Annotated in this window: 18 protein-coding genes and 1 pseudogene; 4 read left to right on the forward strand and 15 right to left on the reverse strand. The window is 43.9% G+C overall.

What is annotated here, in order from left to right; translation table 11 throughout:
* Positions 1-19 precede the first annotated feature (19 nt).
* The 11 genes from fliE to GJB61_RS17940 form a co-directional block, all read right to left on the reverse strand.
* Complete coding sequence (gene fliE, locus GJB61_RS17890) at positions 20-328, reverse strand: flagellar hook-basal body complex protein FliE (protein WP_154120328.1); 309 nt, start codon at positions 326-328, stop codon at positions 20-22.
* A gap of 28 nt (positions 329-356) precedes the next feature.
* Entirely contained in the window at positions 357-803 is a 447-nt protein-coding gene (flgC, locus tag GJB61_RS17895) for a flagellar basal body rod protein FlgC (protein ID WP_154120330.1), read from the reverse strand.
* Between the two features lie 6 nt (positions 804-809).
* On the reverse strand, positions 810-1,217 hold the full coding sequence (gene flgB, locus GJB61_RS17900; RefSeq protein WP_154120331.1) for a flagellar basal body rod protein FlgB: 408 nt from the start codon (positions 1,215-1,217) through the stop codon (positions 810-812).
* A 377-nt stretch (positions 1,218-1,594) separates the two neighbouring features.
* Positions 1,595-2,998: an ATP-dependent protease ATPase subunit HslU gene (gene hslU, locus GJB61_RS17905; protein WP_154120333.1), complete on the reverse strand. Its 1,404-nt coding sequence runs from the start codon at positions 2,996-2,998 to the stop codon at positions 1,595-1,597.
* Between the two features lie 35 nt (positions 2,999-3,033).
* Positions 3,034-3,576, reverse strand: a complete 543-nt coding sequence (gene hslV, locus GJB61_RS17910) for an ATP-dependent protease subunit HslV (RefSeq protein WP_154120335.1) — start codon at positions 3,574-3,576, stop codon at positions 3,034-3,036.
* A gap of 18 nt (positions 3,577-3,594) precedes the next feature.
* The gene (trmFO, locus tag GJB61_RS17915) at positions 3,595-4,953 is read right to left on the reverse strand and encodes an FADH(2)-oxidizing methylenetetrahydrofolate--tRNA-(uracil(54)-C(5))-methyltransferase TrmFO (RefSeq protein ID WP_154120337.1); all 1,359 of its coding nucleotides are present in this window, start codon (positions 4,951-4,953) and stop codon (positions 3,595-3,597) included.
* 24 nt (positions 4,954-4,977) lie between these two features.
* Positions 4,978-7,077, reverse strand: a complete 2,100-nt coding sequence (gene topA / locus GJB61_RS17920; RefSeq protein ID WP_154120338.1) for a type I DNA topoisomerase — start codon at positions 7,075-7,077, stop codon at positions 4,978-4,980.
* A 36-nt stretch (positions 7,078-7,113) separates the two neighbouring features.
* The gene (gene dprA, locus GJB61_RS17925) at positions 7,114-8,232 is read right to left on the reverse strand and encodes a DNA-processing protein DprA (RefSeq protein ID WP_154120340.1); all 1,119 of its coding nucleotides are present in this window, start codon (positions 8,230-8,232) and stop codon (positions 7,114-7,116) included.
* Positions 8,233-8,384: 152 nt separating this feature from the next.
* Positions 8,385-9,314 (reverse strand): succinate--CoA ligase subunit alpha, encoded by a 930-nt coding sequence (gene sucD / locus GJB61_RS17930; protein ID WP_154120341.1) that lies wholly within the window; start codon positions 9,312-9,314, stop codon positions 8,385-8,387.
* Between the two features lie 60 nt (positions 9,315-9,374).
* Complete coding sequence (gene sucC, locus GJB61_RS17935; protein WP_154120343.1) at positions 9,375-10,535, reverse strand: ADP-forming succinate--CoA ligase subunit beta; 1,161 nt, start codon at positions 10,533-10,535, stop codon at positions 9,375-9,377.
* A 398-nt stretch (positions 10,536-10,933) separates the two neighbouring features.
* Complete coding sequence (locus GJB61_RS17940; RefSeq protein ID WP_195724377.1) at positions 10,934-11,398, reverse strand: MarR family winged helix-turn-helix transcriptional regulator; 465 nt, start codon at positions 11,396-11,398, stop codon at positions 10,934-10,936.
* A 145-nt stretch (positions 11,399-11,543) separates the two neighbouring features.
* On the opposite strand from GJB61_RS17940, the gene GJB61_RS17945 reads away from it, so the two are divergent.
* Entirely contained in the window at positions 11,544-11,972 is a 429-nt protein-coding gene (locus GJB61_RS17945) for an organic hydroperoxide resistance protein (protein WP_154120345.1), read from the forward strand.
* Between the two features lie 105 nt (positions 11,973-12,077).
* Here the strand turns inward: GJB61_RS17945 and GJB61_RS32395 are convergent, their stop codons facing one another.
* Entirely contained in the window at positions 12,078-12,383 is a 306-nt protein-coding gene (locus GJB61_RS32395; protein WP_338115925.1) for a magnesium chelatase subunit ChlI family protein, read from the reverse strand.
* Between the two features lie 54 nt (positions 12,384-12,437).
* Positions 12,438-12,554 (reverse strand): annotated as a pseudogene (locus GJB61_RS32400) (ATP-binding protein); the annotation flags it as partial.
* Between the two features lie 83 nt (positions 12,555-12,637).
* On the opposite strand from GJB61_RS32400, the gene GJB61_RS17955 reads away from it, so the two are divergent.
* Together GJB61_RS17955 and GJB61_RS17960 are read left to right on the forward strand one after the other, a co-directional pair.
* On the forward strand, positions 12,638-13,033 hold the full coding sequence (locus tag GJB61_RS17955; protein ID WP_154120349.1) for a helix-turn-helix domain-containing protein: 396 nt from the start codon (positions 12,638-12,640) through the stop codon (positions 13,031-13,033).
* A gap of 167 nt (positions 13,034-13,200) precedes the next feature.
* Positions 13,201-14,196, forward strand: a complete 996-nt coding sequence (locus GJB61_RS17960; RefSeq protein WP_154120350.1) for a GTP pyrophosphokinase — start codon at positions 13,201-13,203, stop codon at positions 14,194-14,196.
* 68 nt (positions 14,197-14,264) lie between these two features.
* Here the strand turns inward: GJB61_RS17960 and GJB61_RS17965 are convergent, their stop codons facing one another.
* The gene (locus tag GJB61_RS17965) at positions 14,265-14,558 is read right to left on the reverse strand and encodes a hypothetical protein (protein WP_154120352.1); all 294 of its coding nucleotides are present in this window, start codon (positions 14,556-14,558) and stop codon (positions 14,265-14,267) included.
* Positions 14,551-14,748, reverse strand: a complete 198-nt coding sequence (locus GJB61_RS17970; protein WP_154120354.1) for a hypothetical protein — start codon at positions 14,746-14,748, stop codon at positions 14,551-14,553. The genes GJB61_RS17965 and GJB61_RS17970 overlap by 8 nt, the downstream gene beginning before the upstream one ends.
* 281 nt (positions 14,749-15,029) lie before the next feature.
* Here GJB61_RS17970 and GJB61_RS17975 point away from each other — a divergent pair, with 281 nt between their 5' ends.
* A complete protein-coding gene (locus GJB61_RS17975; RefSeq protein WP_154120356.1) occupies positions 15,030-15,782 on the forward strand; it encodes a hypothetical protein in 753 nt (250 codons plus the stop codon).
* Positions 15,783-15,934: the final 152 nt, after the last annotated feature.

A 15,934-nucleotide genomic window follows, 5' to 3' on the forward strand; every position in this document is an offset into this window, starting at 1 on the left:
GAAACTAAACTAGGATTATCTAAATCTGAGTTCTCATAATTTCCTGATAGGCTTCAATCACTTTGTTCCGGACTTGTGTAGTCAGTTGCAAACTTAGCAGAGCCTGTTGCGATGAAATCATTGCCTCGTCTACATTTACTTCTCCTAAAACAAACTTGTTACTCATATCCTTAGAAGTTTGCTCCTGAGCAGCTACTTGATTCAGTGCATCCTCCAGATAAGAACCAAAGCTCTCCGTTGAATCAGTGGAGGCTGCTGAAGAATTAGTTGTTGTCGGTTTCATAGCGAGCTGCTGCACAGCTTGAGTTCCAATAGACAAACTTGACATAGACGTTTACCCTCCTAGATGTTTTTACTTACCTTCCTATTTCAAGCGCTTTACTTACCATAGCTTTTGTTGCATTCAGCATAGTAACATTGGCTTCATAAGAACGTGAAGCAGATAGCATATCTACCATCTCTTTTGTGATGTCTACGTTTGGCATATACACATATCCATTCGCATCTGCATCAGGATGACTTGGGTTGTACACAGGCTTTAGTGGAGAAGAGTCTTCAATTATAGATTGAACCTTAACACCTTCAGGGCTTCCATTCATTTTGGAGTGTAAAATATTCGAAAATTTATCACTCTGGGTGGCTTCCAGTACTACAAGCTTACGCTTGTAAGGAACAGCTTTGCCGTCAACGACAGACGCTCTCGTTGTTTCGGCATTGGCAATATTGGAAGAAATAACATCCATTCGCAACCGCTGAGTAGTTAGCGCAGAAGCGCTGATCCCAAAACTACTACCAAAGTTCATCTTTAATTATCTCCCCTCAACTACTGTACGCATCATCGAAATCTGACTGTTCATTTGTTGAATATAAGAACTGTACCTGAGCTGGTTCTCAGCGCTAAGCGCCATTTCCCGGTCAATATCTACATTATTGTCGTTGTTATTCATCGAGGTTGTTTCATCTGTAGTAACGACTGTAGCGGGTACAACAGTATTCGATCCGAACTGAAAATGGCGGGAATCCGTAACCTTGGCACTGAGTTGGGACTTTAGTCCACTATCTTGTTGTTGGAGAAAACTTTCAAATGAAACATCAGAACGTTTAAAATTTGGTGTATCGACATTAGCCACATTGTTAGCTAGAACACTTTGTCGTTTGGTGGCAGCGTCAATGCCTCCCTGTAATCGTTGAAAACTGACACTATTCAGCAATCCCATGGATATCCCCCTTTCAAAGCTATCATAATGAAAAGAATTCCACAACTCCTTCTAAATTCCTGCTAGATTCGACAAAAAAAGCAAAAAAAATCCCATTTTCCTCGAATTTAGTCGAAAGATGTCGTCAATCATTATTATGTCTTTCTCATATACATTGATTCTCTTAGAATTTGTATATTATTACAATAAGAAATAAGCCCTATCTTTTCAGAAAAGACAGGGCTTAAATCATTTTTCTTCCATATTCAACCTTTTTCGTTCCAAAATTTTCTTCTTTATTTCATATTCTTACTTTTTATGCCTTTTTTCGGACACACAATTTTAAATTTCTAATTCAAACTACCTAATTTCGAACTATGCCGAAGGTTGTCGGCACTTTACAGGATATATTGGCTTAAGTCCCGATCCTGTGCAATGCTCGCCAGTTTCTCACGTACATATTCCGGTGTGATTACCATAGTATCCAAAGTTAACTCGGGGGCCTCGAAGGACAAATCTTCAAGCAATTTCTCCAAAATGGTGTGCAAACGTCGTGCGCCGATATTCTCCATATTTTGATTAACTGAAGCTGCTATTCTGGCGATCTCATAAATAGCTTCCGGCTGAAACTGTATTTCAATGTTTTCTGTTTTGAGCAAATTCACATATTGCTTTGTTAGTGCATTCTCCGGTTCAGTCAAAATAGATACAAAGTCCTCCAGCGTCAGGCTGCTTAGCTCCACACGGATCGGAAAGCGGCCCTGAAGCTCTGGGATAAGGTCAGAAGGTTTGGCGATATGAAAAGCACCGGCTGCCATAAAGAGTACATAGTCCGTCTTCACAGGGCCATATTTCGTCATCACTGTAGACCCTTCGACAATCGGCAGGATATCACGCTGTACGCCCTCGCGGGATACATCTGGTCCAGAACCTTTGCCTTGACTAGCCACCTTATCAATCTCATCAATAAAAATAATACCGGACTGCTCAGCCCGCGACACTGACTCTTGAATCAAATCATCCATATCGATTAGCTTGCCTGCTTCATCCTGAGTCAGCACTTTGCGTGCCTCTCGGATTGGAAGTTTACGCTTCTTGGTGCGTTTAGGCAACAGGCTACCGAACATTTCCTGCATATTCATGCCCATCTGGTCATTCCCTTGGCCAGCAAACATATCCAACATGCTTGGAGTGGTGTCTTCAACATCGATTTCGATGATTGTTTCTTCCAATTGGCCAGCCAGCAACTTAAACTTAATCCCGCGACGGCGCTCACTTAGACTTCCGTCTTGTTCGTCATCTTCTTTGGAATCCTCCTGGCCGGAACCATTCCCTCCAAAGATCATTTCAAAAGGATTACGTTGAGTCTTGCCTTTGGAGGATGAAGGAACCAGAATAGAGACAATTCGCTCGTTAGCCAACTCTTCCGCACGGTCTTTAACCTTTTCCGTCCGTTCTAGCTTCACCATGCGAATGGATGTCTCCACCAGATCGCGAACCATTGACTCCACATCGCGACCTACATAACCGACCTCAGTGAATTTGGTTGCTTCCACTTTAATAAAAGGGGCATTTACGAGCTTCGCCAAGCGGCGAGCAATCTCGGTCTTCCCTACGCCAGTTGGACCAATCATCAAAATGTTCTTCGGTACGACTTCATCACGGAGTTCCTCGGCCAACAGACTACGCCGATAGCGGTTGCGCAGTGCAACGGCTACCGATTTCTTGGCCTGCTTCTGACCTACAATATATTTATCCAATTCGGCTACGATTTGGCGGGGTGTAAGTGATTGATTCACCATCGTGACTTCCTCCATCTCTCTTATGGCACCGGGGCCTATAATTGTTCAACAATAATATTGGAATTGGTGTACACACATATTTCGGAAGCAATCTGGAGTGCTTCTCTGGCGATTTCTGCAGCACTTAAAGCAGGGGCATGTCGCTTAAGCGCACGGCCAGATGCTAAGGCAAAATTACCTCCAGAACCAATGGCTAGCACATCATCATCCGGTTCGATGATTTCACCGTTACCGGAAATGAGCAGCATGCCATCCTTATCCATTACGATCATCAGTGCTTCCAGCTTGCGCAGGATACGGTCCTGGCGCCAGTCTTTGGCAAGCTCTACAGCAGCGCGCTGCAAGTTGCCGTGATGTTCCTCAAGCTTTCCTTCAAACTTCTCAAACAAGGTTATTGCATCCGCTACCGAACCCGCAAACCCAGCGATTACTTGTCCTCTATACAAACGACGGACTTTCTTAGCCGTCGTCTTCATGATAACGCTCTCTCCGAAGGTAACCTGACCATCACCAGCAATAGCAGCCTGGCCGTTGTGTCTTACAGCACATATTGTAGTGGCATGAAAACTAGGAACCATAATTGTGAAAAACCTCCTTTAAGATGGGCTCTGCTCTTCATCCTCCGGCGCTGTGTAGGCAAGACCTGTCTGGGCTGCGAACCCAGCAAGACTGTCCAGTGCTCGGAGGGCTAGAAGTTCATTTTTTTCTCGCTTACTCCGCATCCTCTTCTCAGGTTTTGGTAGCAAACCGAAATTGGCATTCATCGGTTGAAAATGGTCTGGATCAGCCGATGTGATGTATGCAGGCATACTACCCAGAACCGTATCCTCGGGAAAGACCAGACCTTCTTGACCTAAAACGGCTCTGGCAGCGTTAATCCCAGCGATAAGACCAGAAGCTGCCGACTCTACATAACCTTCTACACCTGTCATCTGGCCGGCAAAGAACAATCTTTCATGACCCTTCATTTGATAGGTAGGATGCAGCAGCTTAGGTGAGTTAATAAAGGTATTTCTGTGCATAACCCCATAACGCACATAGTCTGCTTGTTCAAGACCTGGAATCAGCGAGAAAACGCGCTTCTGCTCGCCCCATTTCAAATGAGTCTGAAAGCCGACAAGATTATAGAGCGTTCCGGCTGCATTATCCTGACGAAGCTGAACAACCGCATAAGGCAGCTTACCCGTATGTGGGTTTACCAGCCCCACCGGCTTCATCGGGCCAAACAGTGCTGTTTGTTTGCCACGCCGCATCATAATTTCAATTGGCATACAGCCCTCAAAGTAAATCTCTTTTTCAAAATCCTTGAGTTCAGCGGTCTCTGCTGCAATTAGCGCATCATAGAACACATCAAATTCGGCTTCTGTCATAGGACAATTCAGATAGGCTGCTTCTCCCTTATCATAACGGGAGGCGAGATATACCTTACTCATATCAATGGTATCCTTCTCAACAATGGGTGCAGCGGCATCATAAAAGTAGAAATATTCTTCACCCAGTAAAGTCTTTATATCATTAGATAATGCCGGTGAAGTTAAGGGACCCGTAGCAATAACGACAATCCCTTCCTCCGGTATATGCGTAAGTTCTTCATTTATGACTTCTACAAGGGGATGATTGTGCAGAGTTGCCGTAATCTCGCCAGAGAATCCATCCCGGTCCACAGCAAGTGCTCCGCCAGCTGGTACTGCATTTCGGTCAGCTGCGCCTAGCACAAGTGAATTTAGCCGCCGCATTTCTTCCTTCAGTACACCCACTGCATTAGCGAGTCCGTTAGCACGCAGCGAGTTGCTGCACACAAGCTCCGCGAATTGATCCGTATGATGCGCTGGCGTCTTCACGACAGGCCGCATCTCATACAATCTCACTGGTACGCCTTGTGAGGCTATTTGCCAGGCTGCTTCGCTTCCGGCTAAGCCTGCCCCAATTACTGTAACTTTTGCTATCTCGGTCAATTTAAACTTCCTCCTGTAAAGACTTTATTCTGCTAGTTCTTCCTCATTGTCAAGGACTGCCTCTGTATGGTCGCAAGAAGTGCATTGCAGTTTGGTTCCCTGCTTATTACGCTTCTCTACCATCCAAGAACCACAGACAGGACAAGGCTTAATGGACGGTCTGTCCCATGAAACGAAATCGCAGGCAGGATATTGATCACAGCCATAGAAGACTCGCCCTTTCTTGCTGCGACGTTCCACTACCCGTCCTTCATTGCATTTCGGACAGCTGACACCGATATCCTTCACGATAGGCTTGGTGTTGCGGCAATCTGGAAATCCGGAGCAAGCTAGAAATTTACCGAATCGTCCCAGCTTATACACCATTGACTTACCGCATTTCTCACAGAACTCATCAGAGACCTCATCTTCGATCTCTATCTCCTTCATTTCCTCTTCTGCAAAGATAAGACGCTTCTCGAAGGTCTCGTAAAATTCGGCAAGAACCTTCACCCAATCTTCCGCACCTTCCTCCACATGGTCAAGATCCCCTTCCATGTGTGCCGTGAATTCCACGTTAAGGATTTCAGGAAAGAACTGTTCCATTTGTTCAATAATAAGTTCTCCGAGCTCTGTCGGCATGAACTTTTTTTCTTCGATGGCTACGTAGCCGCGCTTCTGGATGGTTTCCAAGGTTGGTGCATAGGTGCTTGGACGTCCAATACCCAGTTCTTCCATTGTTTTTACCAAACGGGCCTCTGTGTATCGAGGCGGAGGCTGCGTAAAATGCTGTTTAGGTTCGATATCTTGCTTGATTAAGTCATCTCCTGCTTTAAGCGGAGGCAAATATTTATCTTCATCCGTCGTTCCATCATCGTTTCCTTCCACATAGACCTTCATAAAACCAGGAAAAGAAACTTTGGAACCCACAGCTCTGAAGATGGCTGTGCCAGCAGTGATATCAACCGAAAGCGTATCCAGTAGGGCGGAAGCCATCTGACTGGATACAAAACGTTCCCAAACCAGTTTGTATAAACGGAACTGATCCCGACTCAAGAATTCCTTCACCATATCAGGTTCTCGCATGGCTGAAGTCGGCCGAACCGCTTCATGTGCTTCCTGTGCTCCGGCAGCCTTCTTGGAATATTGCCGCGGTGTTTCCGGAATGAATTTCTCACCGTATTTCGCAGCAATCAACTCTTTGGCTTCATCCTGCGCAATTACGGACAGCCGCGTGGAGTCTGTACGCATATAAGTAATTAAACCAACGGTTCCTTCTTTACCTAATTCCACACCCTCATACAGCTGTTGCGCAACTGACATCGTCTTGGCTGCACGGAATCCCAGCTTGCGGGCGGCTTCCTGTTGAAGCGAGCTCGTAGTAAACGGAGCCGATGGGTGACGCTGTCTTTCCTTTTCCTTAACTTCACTCACCTTGAAAGCAGCATCCTTGATGGCCTCAAGAACCTCCTGCACATCACTTTCCTGGTTAAGCTCCTTCTTCTGGCCATTCAACTTATGAAATTTAGCCTCAAGAAGGGAATCACGAATGCCAAGTTTGGCTGTAATACTCCAATATTCTGTCGGAACAAACATCGAAATCTCATTTTCCCGGTCCATGACAATCTTCACAGCTACCGACTGCACCCGTCCGGCGGACAAGCCTTTTTTGACTTTCTTCCATAATAGAGGACTAATCTTGTAACCCACGAGACGGTCGAGAATCCGCCGGGCCTGCTGGGCGTTCACAAGATCCATGTTGATCTTGCGCGGAGTCTTAAAAGCATCCTTCACAGCCTGCTTGGTAATCTCATTAAAAACAACTCGGCAATCCTCTGTAACATCCAAATCCAGCGCATGGGCCAAGTGCCAAGCGATAGCTTCACCTTCACGGTCCGGGTCAGCTGCGAGATACACTTTTTTCACTTTTTTTCTGGCATCCTTCAATTCCTTCAAAATGGAGCCTTTACCACGAATAGTGATATATTTGGGGTTGAAGTTGTTCTCAACTTCGACGCCGATCTGGCTTTTTGGCAAATCCCTAATATGACCCATTGATGCTTTCACAATATATTTACTGCCTAAATATTTGCCGATGGTCTTCGCTTTTGCCGGCGATTCGACAATAACTAATACATCCGCCATAGATTCGTCCTCCTCGTTAACACTCGCACTACTATATTAAATTACCTTATAAATTGCACCGGGCAATTGTGTTACCGCTTTTTTTATGATTAAAGATAACAGAACTGAATGCAAATGTCCAAAATCCCATTCGGTCCTCGTCAAAAGATCATCCAGCGTAAATGGCCCTTGATGGAGTATATGGTATAGTCGCAGTTCCTCACTTGTCAAATTTTTTTCAACAACCAAGTTTCCAGCTTCAGGTACAAATGACTCAGATTCCCTGATTTCGGCGGGGATTTTGTCCAAATAGGATGCATACTCCTCGACAATATCCTTAGCACAAGTAATCAGCTTTGCACCTTGTTTGATCAACTCTAACGCTCCCCGGCTTTTGGGAGAAGTTATGGGACCGGGAACAGCAAACACATCTCTATTTGCTTCCATTGCAGCATCTGCCGTAATTAGTGATCCACTCCGAAGGTCAGCTTCGATAACCACAGTCCCCAGAGTAAGACCTGCAATAATACGATTGCGTTGCGGGAAAAGTCCAGGGTGGCTTGGGGTACCAATAGGATACTCCGTAAGCACCAGTCCCTCCCGGCCAATCAGACGCTCCAGTTCCCGATTCTCAGGTGGATAGACCCTATCCATTCCAGTAGCCATCACCGCGATAGTGCCTCCACGTCCTCTCAGTGCCGCTTCATGACAGACACTATCAATCCCCCGCGCCAAACCGCTAACGACCGTTAGGCCCGCAGCACTAAGCTCCTCAGCCAGTATTTCTCCTACCTTGCGTCCATACGCAGTGGGTACACGGGTGCCAACCATGGCAATACCGGGCCGGGAGATCAGTTCCAAACGGCCACGGTAATAGAGTACCCAGGGAGGCTGCGCTGTCTCTTTTAATAATTCAGGGTAATCTTCATCGAACGGGGTAACCATTGCTGCACCGCTTTCTTTCATTAAAGAGTACCTCTTGTTTATCCACTCAGCATCATATACAGAGGCGAGCCGATTCGACATTTTATTAGTAAGTCCAATACTCTCCCAATCCTCAGAAGTATAGGAAAATGCTTTTTCCGTCAAAAAACCCGCTTTGCGTATCTTGCCAATGCTCTTCCAGCCGATGCCTTCCACTTCATTTAATCCGAATAGTAAGTTACGTTCCTCCATCTGAACTCTCTCCTTTAAAAGTTACTTATAAACGCAAAAAAGCAACCTTTCATTCCCTTGGCAGGAACAAAAGGTTGCTTACCTTTAAAAGTGATTATACACGAAAACACCATGTATTGTAGAGTCTTTCCTAGCCTGACTTCACGACAGGATTAGTGTGTGGTAAAAGCATTCATAATACCGCGTTCTTCCAGGACACTCACAAGGGTAGAGCCCATCTCAGCAGGGGTAGGAGCTACTTTAATTCCGCAGGCTTCCAGCACAGCGATTTTCTCACTGGCAGTCCCTTTCCCTCCGGAGATAATCGCACCCGCGTGCCCCATTCTTTTACCTGGAGGCGCCGTGGCCCCACCAATAAAACCGACTACGGGCTTAGTCATATATTTACTGATCCACTCGGCAGCTTCTTCCTCGGCTGTTCCACCGATCTCACCGATCATGATAACGGCCTTTGTACCTGGATCTTCATTAAAAAGCTTCAGGATATCAATAAACTCTGAGCCTTTAACCGGATCGCCGCCAATACCTACTGCAGAGGACTGCCCGATTCCACGTGTGGTAAGCTGATGCACGGCCTCATAGGTTAAAGTGCCACTGCGTGAGACCACTCCGACATAACCCGGCATATGAATATAACCTGGCATTATCCCTATTTTGCATTGACCCGGAGTAATCACGCCTGGACAGTTCGGACCGATCAATATCGAAGGGCGACCCTCCATATAACGCGATACCTTCACCATATCCAGCACTGGAATCCCTTCAGTGATGCAAATAACCAGTTCGATCTCCGCATCCACAGCCTCCATAATGGAGTCTGCCGCGAAAGCTGGTGGTACATAGATTACACTGGCGGTCGCACCGGTTGCCGCTTTGGCCTCAGCTACTGTATTAAATACAGGCAAGCTAACCTCGCTGCCGTTCTCCAAAGTGATGTTAACAAAGGTCCCACCTTTGCCAGGCGTTACCCCGCCAACCATCTGTGTGCCGTAATCCAGTGCTCCCTTAGTATGAAATAAGCCCGTTGAACCTGTAATACCCTGCGTGATGACTTTCGTATTTTTATCTACAAGAATGCTCATGCCTTAGTCACATCCCTACTGAATTTGTCATATACGAGAACTGGTCCTACAACTCTGCAACTACTGCACAAGTGCTACAATCTTACGCGCACCATCCGCCATCGAATCTGCAGTGGTAATATTAAGTCCCGAACCCGCCAAAATCTGCTTGCCCAGTCCGACATTAGTCCCTTCAAGACGCACGACCAGAGGTTTCGTCAAACCCAGCTGTTTGGCTGCTTCTACAACACCATTAGCAATCACATCACAGCGCATAATGCCGCCGAAGATGTTGACGAATATTCCATTTACTTTGGCATCTGATAAAATAATCTTAAACGCCTCTGTAACCTTCTCGGTAGTCGCACCGCCCCCTACGTCCAGGAAGTTGGCGGGCTCGCCGCCGTAATATTTGATAATATCCATCGTTGCCATGGCCAGACCCGCACCGTTTACCATACAGCCGATATTGCCATCAAGCGCGATATAGCTCAGATCATACTTGGAGGCTTCAATCTCTTTCTCGTCCTCTTCATCAAGATCACGAAGCTCCAAAATATCTTTATGACGGAACAACGCATTAGGGTCAAAATTCAGTTTAGCATCGAGAGCCATTACATTTCCGTCGGCTGTAACAACCAATGGATTAATCTCCGCAATGGAACAATCCTTATCCACAAATGCCGAATAGAGCGCTTGCATAAACTTGACTGTCTTCCCTACGAGTTCGTTCGGAATGGCAATGCTGTACGCCAGCTTGCGAGCTTGGAAGGTCTGCAGTCCCACTGCCGGATCAATAATTTCTTTAAAAATCTTCTCCGGATGCGTAGCCGCAACCTCTTCAATCTCTGTACCGCCCTCTTCAGAAGCCATCATAACGACTCGTCCTGAGCCCCGATCCACAACGATTCCGATGTAATATTCCTTAACAATCTGACAGCCCTCTTCAATGAGCAGCCGTTTTACGAGCTTACCTTCCGGTCCAGTCTGATGTGTAATCAATGTTGTACCAAGAATCGCTGCGGCGAAAGTCCGCACTTCGTCAATACTCTTGGCAACCTTAACTCCTCCAGCTTTACCGCGTCCTCCAGCATGAATCTGCGCCTTCACAACAACTACCGGTGTGCTCAGCGACTGTGCGGCTTCCACCGCTTCCTCCACTGTATACGCTACTTTACCATTCGGCACGGATACTCCGTACTTCTTAAGTACTTCTTTTCCCTGATACTCGTGGATATTCATACCGGAAGCCTCCTAAAAGTTTGATAGCATAAGGATCTTAGCATAAATCATTTCCCGGTGAATTTTGCAGGCAGCCCGCAGTTTTTCCGCGTTCCGTTTGGATTGCCGCTTAGATCTTGGTCTTGGGCCGGGGTAACATAAAATACACTATCCCGGTCCCCGATCAAGCAGAAACGGTGTCGTCGCTCCTGACGAATAACGGCACACATTTCCTGCAAGAGCCATAGCGGAAAAACACAAGACAGAGCTTATATTTACCGTTATGTCTAAAAAGGAAACCCAGAATAGTGTAACATGTTTTTGAAACGCTTTCCTTAATTTCTTTCAATAATTGTACACACGTTTTCGCTTGATTCCATGCCGAAATGCGATCAATTGCATTGACATGTGTTGAAACGTCACTTCTTTGAAAGCAGATTTGTATCGTGAACGCGTCCCAGCAGGTTCTTAAACTGGGCCAGCAGATCAACGAATTCATCGCCAGTCATCGCTGTTCCTTCCATCATTTTGCTAGGAATACAAAGAGCATCTTTTTGTAGAGCCCACCCCTGCTCTGTTAGAGAGATCAGAACCTTACGCTCATCCTGCAACGAACGTTCGCGCAGAATAAGTCCTGCGGCTTGCAGTCTTTTAAGTAGCGGAGTCAATGTTCCTGAATCCAGAAAAAGTGCCTCACCTATTTCCTTTACTGTACATTGGCGCCGCTCCCATAATACGAGCATTACCAGATACTGCGAATACGTTACTCCAATACTGTCCAGATAAGGTTGATATAACTTCGTAATTTCTCGTGAACAAGCATAAATGGTAAAACAGAGCTGATTCTCTAGCAGCAACTCTGGAGTTGTTGTCATCTTCGTCATGTCTTCTTCACCTACCTTTATGGTTTCATTTTAGCATAAATAACTCTCAACTTCATGTTAATAGCAAAAAATAATTTGATTATTATTTTAATTGTGTTATATTATATTGTGTACAATACATTATCAGAAACGGGAGCGATATATTATGATGACCATCCAACAAAAAATGTATGAAACTACAGTTAAAGCAGTAGGTGGAAGAAGCGGTTTTATAGAGTCAGAAAGCCCTAAACTAAACCTTACCATCAGCACTCCACGCGAAATGGGTGGCGCTGGCGGCGAAGGAACGAACCCTGAACAATTGTTTGCAGCCGGATACTCCGCTTGCTTTGACAGTGCTCTGAACATGGTTGCACGTCTAGGCAAAGTAAAGATCGAAGGCAGCGAAGTCACGGCTACAGTAAGCTTCGGCAAGGTGGAAGACGGCGGCTTCGGTATCGCAGTTAAACTTGACGTACTCGTTAAAGGCGTAGACCACGAAACTGCAGTGAAACTTGCCGAAGGTGCTCATCAAGCATGCCCATACTCCCGTGCAACCCGCGGAAATATTGTTGTTGAGCTGAATGTATTGTAATTTATTGTGTTAAAGATATTTAAATAATTCTCTTCCTAGGGAGTAAACTCATACAAAAACAAGCCTTCGGATTATCTCTGAGTGGCTTGTTTTAGTGTGTTCAGATTATTCTTGGGCTGTCAGCTGACGATCCAAATTACGGTATTGCACCGCTTCTGCCAGATGTGCGGAGCTGATATCAGCAGCGCCAGCCAAATCAGCTATCGTTCGGGATAACTTAATAATCCGATCATGTGCCCGCATACTTAGCCCCAGTGTCTCCAAAATATTATGTAACAGCTGAGTGCCCTCTTTACCCAGATTAGCATAACGGCGAAGGGCAGCCCCGGAAAGTTCACTATTCCATGAGATTGGCAAGAGTTGATAGCGCTCAGCTTGTATTGCTTGGGCAGCTACAACTTCAGCACGCATATCTGCCGAGGATATAATCGTACCCTGCTTACCCCAATCCTTGGGACGGGGGACATCAACCTGCAAATCTATCCGGTCTAGAAGCGGACCAGAAATTCTTGCCCGGTATTGAGCGATACGTGCAGGACTGCACGTACAACCCTGCAGTGGGTTCCCACTACCCAGAAACCCACAACTACATCCGTGAAGATAACACCTCGGGCATTTCTATACTCCAACGGAAGCCTCTGCAGCTGGCCCAATCAGAGACTTCTATGCCAACTATTTCTGGCAAAAGAATACGTCAGGGACGAATAAATAAGGATTTGACGATTGTCGAAGTCGCTGCGCAAATAGGAATCTCCCCAACCGCCCTCTCTTATATAGAAGGAAATAAAAATACAGCTTCTCTTCCAACATTAAGAAAGCTATCAGATATCCTTGGTCTTCCAATCTCATATCTCGGGTGTTTTGAAGATTTACCTGAAAGAACATTAGGAGAACTGATCAGAAAGGCACGGATTTATCAAGGTATGCAAATTAATGAGACGGCGTCCTTGTTTTGCGTAGATACGAAAACAATAACAAATTGGGAGAATGATCGAAGAAAGCCTATGAATAAAAAGATGAATCAAATAAAACAATTCATTATAATTTTGCAAACCAATTGACTCGCATCTACGGAATGGAAACATTATACATCTTTGATAAAATCGAAATTATTTGGGAATATACCAATTATTGAAGGATCTCGAGTTCAACAAGTAATAATTCTATTTATATTTACATTATCTTCTTTATAAAAGTATAATTAAGAAAAAAATGTAATGGGGCGGTTATGTTGGCATCTACTCAACAAGAATTTGAGATAAAAAGACCTCTTTATGAGTCATTATGTGAAGAAGCTCTCTTTATAATTAAAGGCTCCTTGACAAGAGAGTCTATAAAAGTTAATAAAATCGAATCACGCATTAAAGAATATGATTCTTTCGCAGAAAAAATTGAAAGAAAAGAGATTCTATCTCCCTTTGAGGAAATTAATGATATCTTAGGCTTGCGTATAGTTTGTTTGTTCCTATCTGATATTCCAAAAATACATAAAATTATTAACTCAGCTTTTACTATACTTGAAGAAGACAATAAGATAGATGGAAGCAATGTAGAAAGCTTTGGATATATGTCTCTCCACATTATAGTTAAAATGAAAGACAATCTTAGTGGACCGAGATATGACTATATTAAAGAGCTTCGTTTTGAGATTCAGGTTAGAACTATGGCGATGGATTCTTGGGCAAATATCTCTCATTATTTAGATTATAAATCTGAAAATGATATTCCCTCAGACTTAAAAAGAGATTTCCACGCCTTAAGTGGACTTTTTTATGTTGCTGATAAACACTTTGAAATGTTCTTTAAATCAAAAAAAGAAAATACCGCGCTGATTATTAAAAAACTAGAACACACTCTAAGTAACACTGAAGAAGAAATAAATATAGACAGTTTAAAAGCCTACATGAAATTCAAGTTTCCTAATAGACTTCATAAGATGGGTGCATCTAGCATTTCAGACGTAATTAACCAACTCTATAACTCTAGATATAGGTATATAAATCAAATCGATGAAAAAATAGATCAAGCATCGGAAGCGTTTCTACAATATGAAAAAGATCATCCACCAGGGAGTGAAAACTCAAAAAAAAAGCAACAGTATGCTGATTTGGGTGTTATTAGAATTTCGTTAGATATAATAGATGAAAATTTCCGTAAACTAAGTTCTTACGATACAGAAACAAGAGAATATGAAAACTACCAAAAATATATAAAAACACTTTAATAAGGCAAAGATATTAGAAATATCTGTCTATTCATTTTTTATTTTTCGGTAACAGTCCTTAAACCTTTTTAACAATGCCTAATTCTAGTACTTCGTCTAATAATCAGTGATACTCTTCTCTTGCTAATGACTTGGCTACTGTGAGCTTCCGTAAATTTCTTGTTAATTGCCTGAATAATGACCTCCATCTTTAGGGAGACTGTAGTCTCCCTAAAATATAAATAACTCCCCCTCTCTCCTAAAATAAAGTCCGGTGTCCGTCCGCTCTTGGTCTCCAGCTCCTGCAACGTTGGCATATGTCTATGATGGCCAGATGAGTGTGTCATGATCAGTAGCAGCTTGCGTGCTGTATCGCTAAGCATGGCGTTTCTCCCGTACCAGCTGCCAAGCAAGGATGTTGGCTTCCAAAAACACTCGCAGTGCTCCAGTGGTCAAACAGGTCGCCCGGATACGGTCGTCTCGGAAGCCCACGATCTCAATCTTTCGCTGCGTGATCTTCCCGGCTTTGTCTTTGTATATAATTTCAATGGTTTGACCGACATTCATTTTCATAATGGGTCACCTCCGAATATAGGAACGTCTGTTTGCATTATATCCAAACATACGTTCTATGTATACGCAGTAACTTTTTACTTATATGTAATATATATATGTATATATCATGAATAAAGAAATTTAATCCCAAATATAGGTATTTATGTTTAGACAGAATAATGATTAAAAGATACAATTTTGATCTAAATACCAACAAAAGGTGGAATTAAATGCAGATATTGTAGGGGTTATTGAAAGAAGGAGTAGTACATTTCATACATAATGAGGAGAAAATTAAAATGAAAAGATTAAAGATAGTTATTTTGTTTTTGCTAATTTTTGCTTCGCTACCTGTTAGCAGCGTTTTTGCTACACCTGTAAGTACTCCAGGTACTTACTATGTCGATTTAGGTTCCATACTGAGTACCTCTGGCCATCCTATATATATAAATGGTGTAGGCGTTATCAATCACTTTCAAACATATAATGATGCTGGTGTAAGTCAATCTGATAATGGTGCGAATACTTTGTCCTTGCAAGCTGCTTATAATGTGCCTAAAGGAGTAAAATACATTAGTTTTAATTTGATATCTGGATTTGTTAATGATGTGTCTTGTTCGGACCCATCAGCTAGTCTTACAACTTTTTCAACTACTGCTCCCAGTGCGACGCCAACACCAACGGCAACACCAACACCAACACCAACGGCAACACCAACACCAACGGCAACTGCTTCGCCGACACCGACAGTTACACCAGTACCTACACCCTCTGCAACTCCTACCCCATCAGCAACACCGGATCAAACGGGGGATCGAGCCATACTTACGATTACATTAATTAACGGAACAGAAAAAGAATATGATCTTCCTATTGCAGAAGTTAATGCTTTCTTGACTTGGTATGATGCCCGCGATGCAGGACGAGGCACTGGTTTATATGCAATTGATAAGCATACAAACAATAAAGGTCCATTTGGCAAGCGTAAAGATTATGTCATCTTCGATAGAATCTTAACGTTTGAAGTAAGTGAATATACAACAACCAATTAACAACAAAAAAAACCGTCAGGCATAACGAGGCCACTGAAAAACATGGCCTTCTCGGAAGATTGGAAACAAACATATCCAAAAGACGACATTCATTCGGACCTAGCGAATGAATGTCGTCTTTTTAAGGTGTATTGTTGCCTGGGCTAAGCCCT

The organism is Paenibacillus monticola, assembly GCF_009664975.1.
Lineage (GTDB): Bacteria > Bacillota > Bacilli > Paenibacillales > Paenibacillaceae > Paenibacillus_AQ > Paenibacillus_AQ monticola.

Excerpts from the sequence above, each read along its gene's own strand:
- fliE (WP_154120328.1), bottom strand. The coding sequence starts at position 328 with ATGTCAAGTTTGTCTATTGGAACTCAAGCTGTGCAGCAGCTCGCTATG.
- flgC (WP_154120330.1), bottom strand. The coding sequence starts at position 803 with ATGAACTTTGGTAGTAGTTTTGGGATCAGCGCTTCTGCGCTAACTACT.
- flgB (WP_154120331.1), bottom strand. The coding sequence starts at position 1,217 with ATGGGATTGCTGAATAGTGTCAGTTTTCAACGATTACAGGGAGGCATT.
- hslU (WP_154120333.1), bottom strand. The coding sequence starts at position 2,998 with ATGGTGAATCAATCACTTACACCCCGCCAAATCGTAGCCGAATTGGAT.
- hslV (WP_154120335.1), bottom strand. The coding sequence starts at position 3,576 with ATGGTTCCTAGTTTTCATGCCACTACAATATGTGCTGTAAGACACAAC.
- topA (WP_154120338.1), bottom strand. The coding sequence starts at position 7,077 with ATGGCGGATGTATTAGTTATTGTCGAATCGCCGGCAAAAGCGAAGACC.
- dprA (WP_154120340.1), bottom strand. The coding sequence starts at position 8,232 with ATGGAGGAACGTAACTTACTATTCGGATTAAATGAAGTGGAAGGCATC.
- sucD (WP_154120341.1), bottom strand. The coding sequence starts at position 9,314 with ATGAGCATTCTTGTAGATAAAAATACGAAAGTCATCACGCAGGGTATT.
- sucC (WP_154120343.1), bottom strand. The coding sequence starts at position 10,535 with ATGAATATCCACGAGTATCAGGGAAAAGAAGTACTTAAGAAGTACGGA.
- GJB61_RS17940 (WP_195724377.1), bottom strand. The coding sequence starts at position 11,398 with ATGACGAAGATGACAACAACTCCAGAGTTGCTGCTAGAGAATCAGCTC.
- GJB61_RS17945 (WP_154120345.1), top strand. The coding sequence starts at position 11,544 with ATGATGACCATCCAACAAAAAATGTATGAAACTACAGTTAAAGCAGTA.
- GJB61_RS32395 (WP_338115925.1), bottom strand. The coding sequence starts at position 12,383 with ATGCGTGCTGAAGTTGTAGCTGCCCAAGCAATACAAGCTGAGCGCTAT.
- GJB61_RS17955 (WP_154120349.1), top strand. The coding sequence starts at position 12,638 with ATGCCAACTATTTCTGGCAAAAGAATACGTCAGGGACGAATAAATAAG.
- GJB61_RS17960 (WP_154120350.1), top strand. The coding sequence starts at position 13,201 with ATGTTGGCATCTACTCAACAAGAATTTGAGATAAAAAGACCTCTTTAT.
- GJB61_RS17965 (WP_154120352.1), bottom strand. The coding sequence starts at position 14,558 with ATGCTTAGCGATACAGCACGCAAGCTGCTACTGATCATGACACACTCA.
- GJB61_RS17970 (WP_154120354.1), bottom strand. The coding sequence starts at position 14,748 with ATGAAAATGAATGTCGGTCAAACCATTGAAATTATATACAAAGACAAA.
- GJB61_RS17975 (WP_154120356.1), top strand. The coding sequence starts at position 15,030 with ATGAAAAGATTAAAGATAGTTATTTTGTTTTTGCTAATTTTTGCTTCG.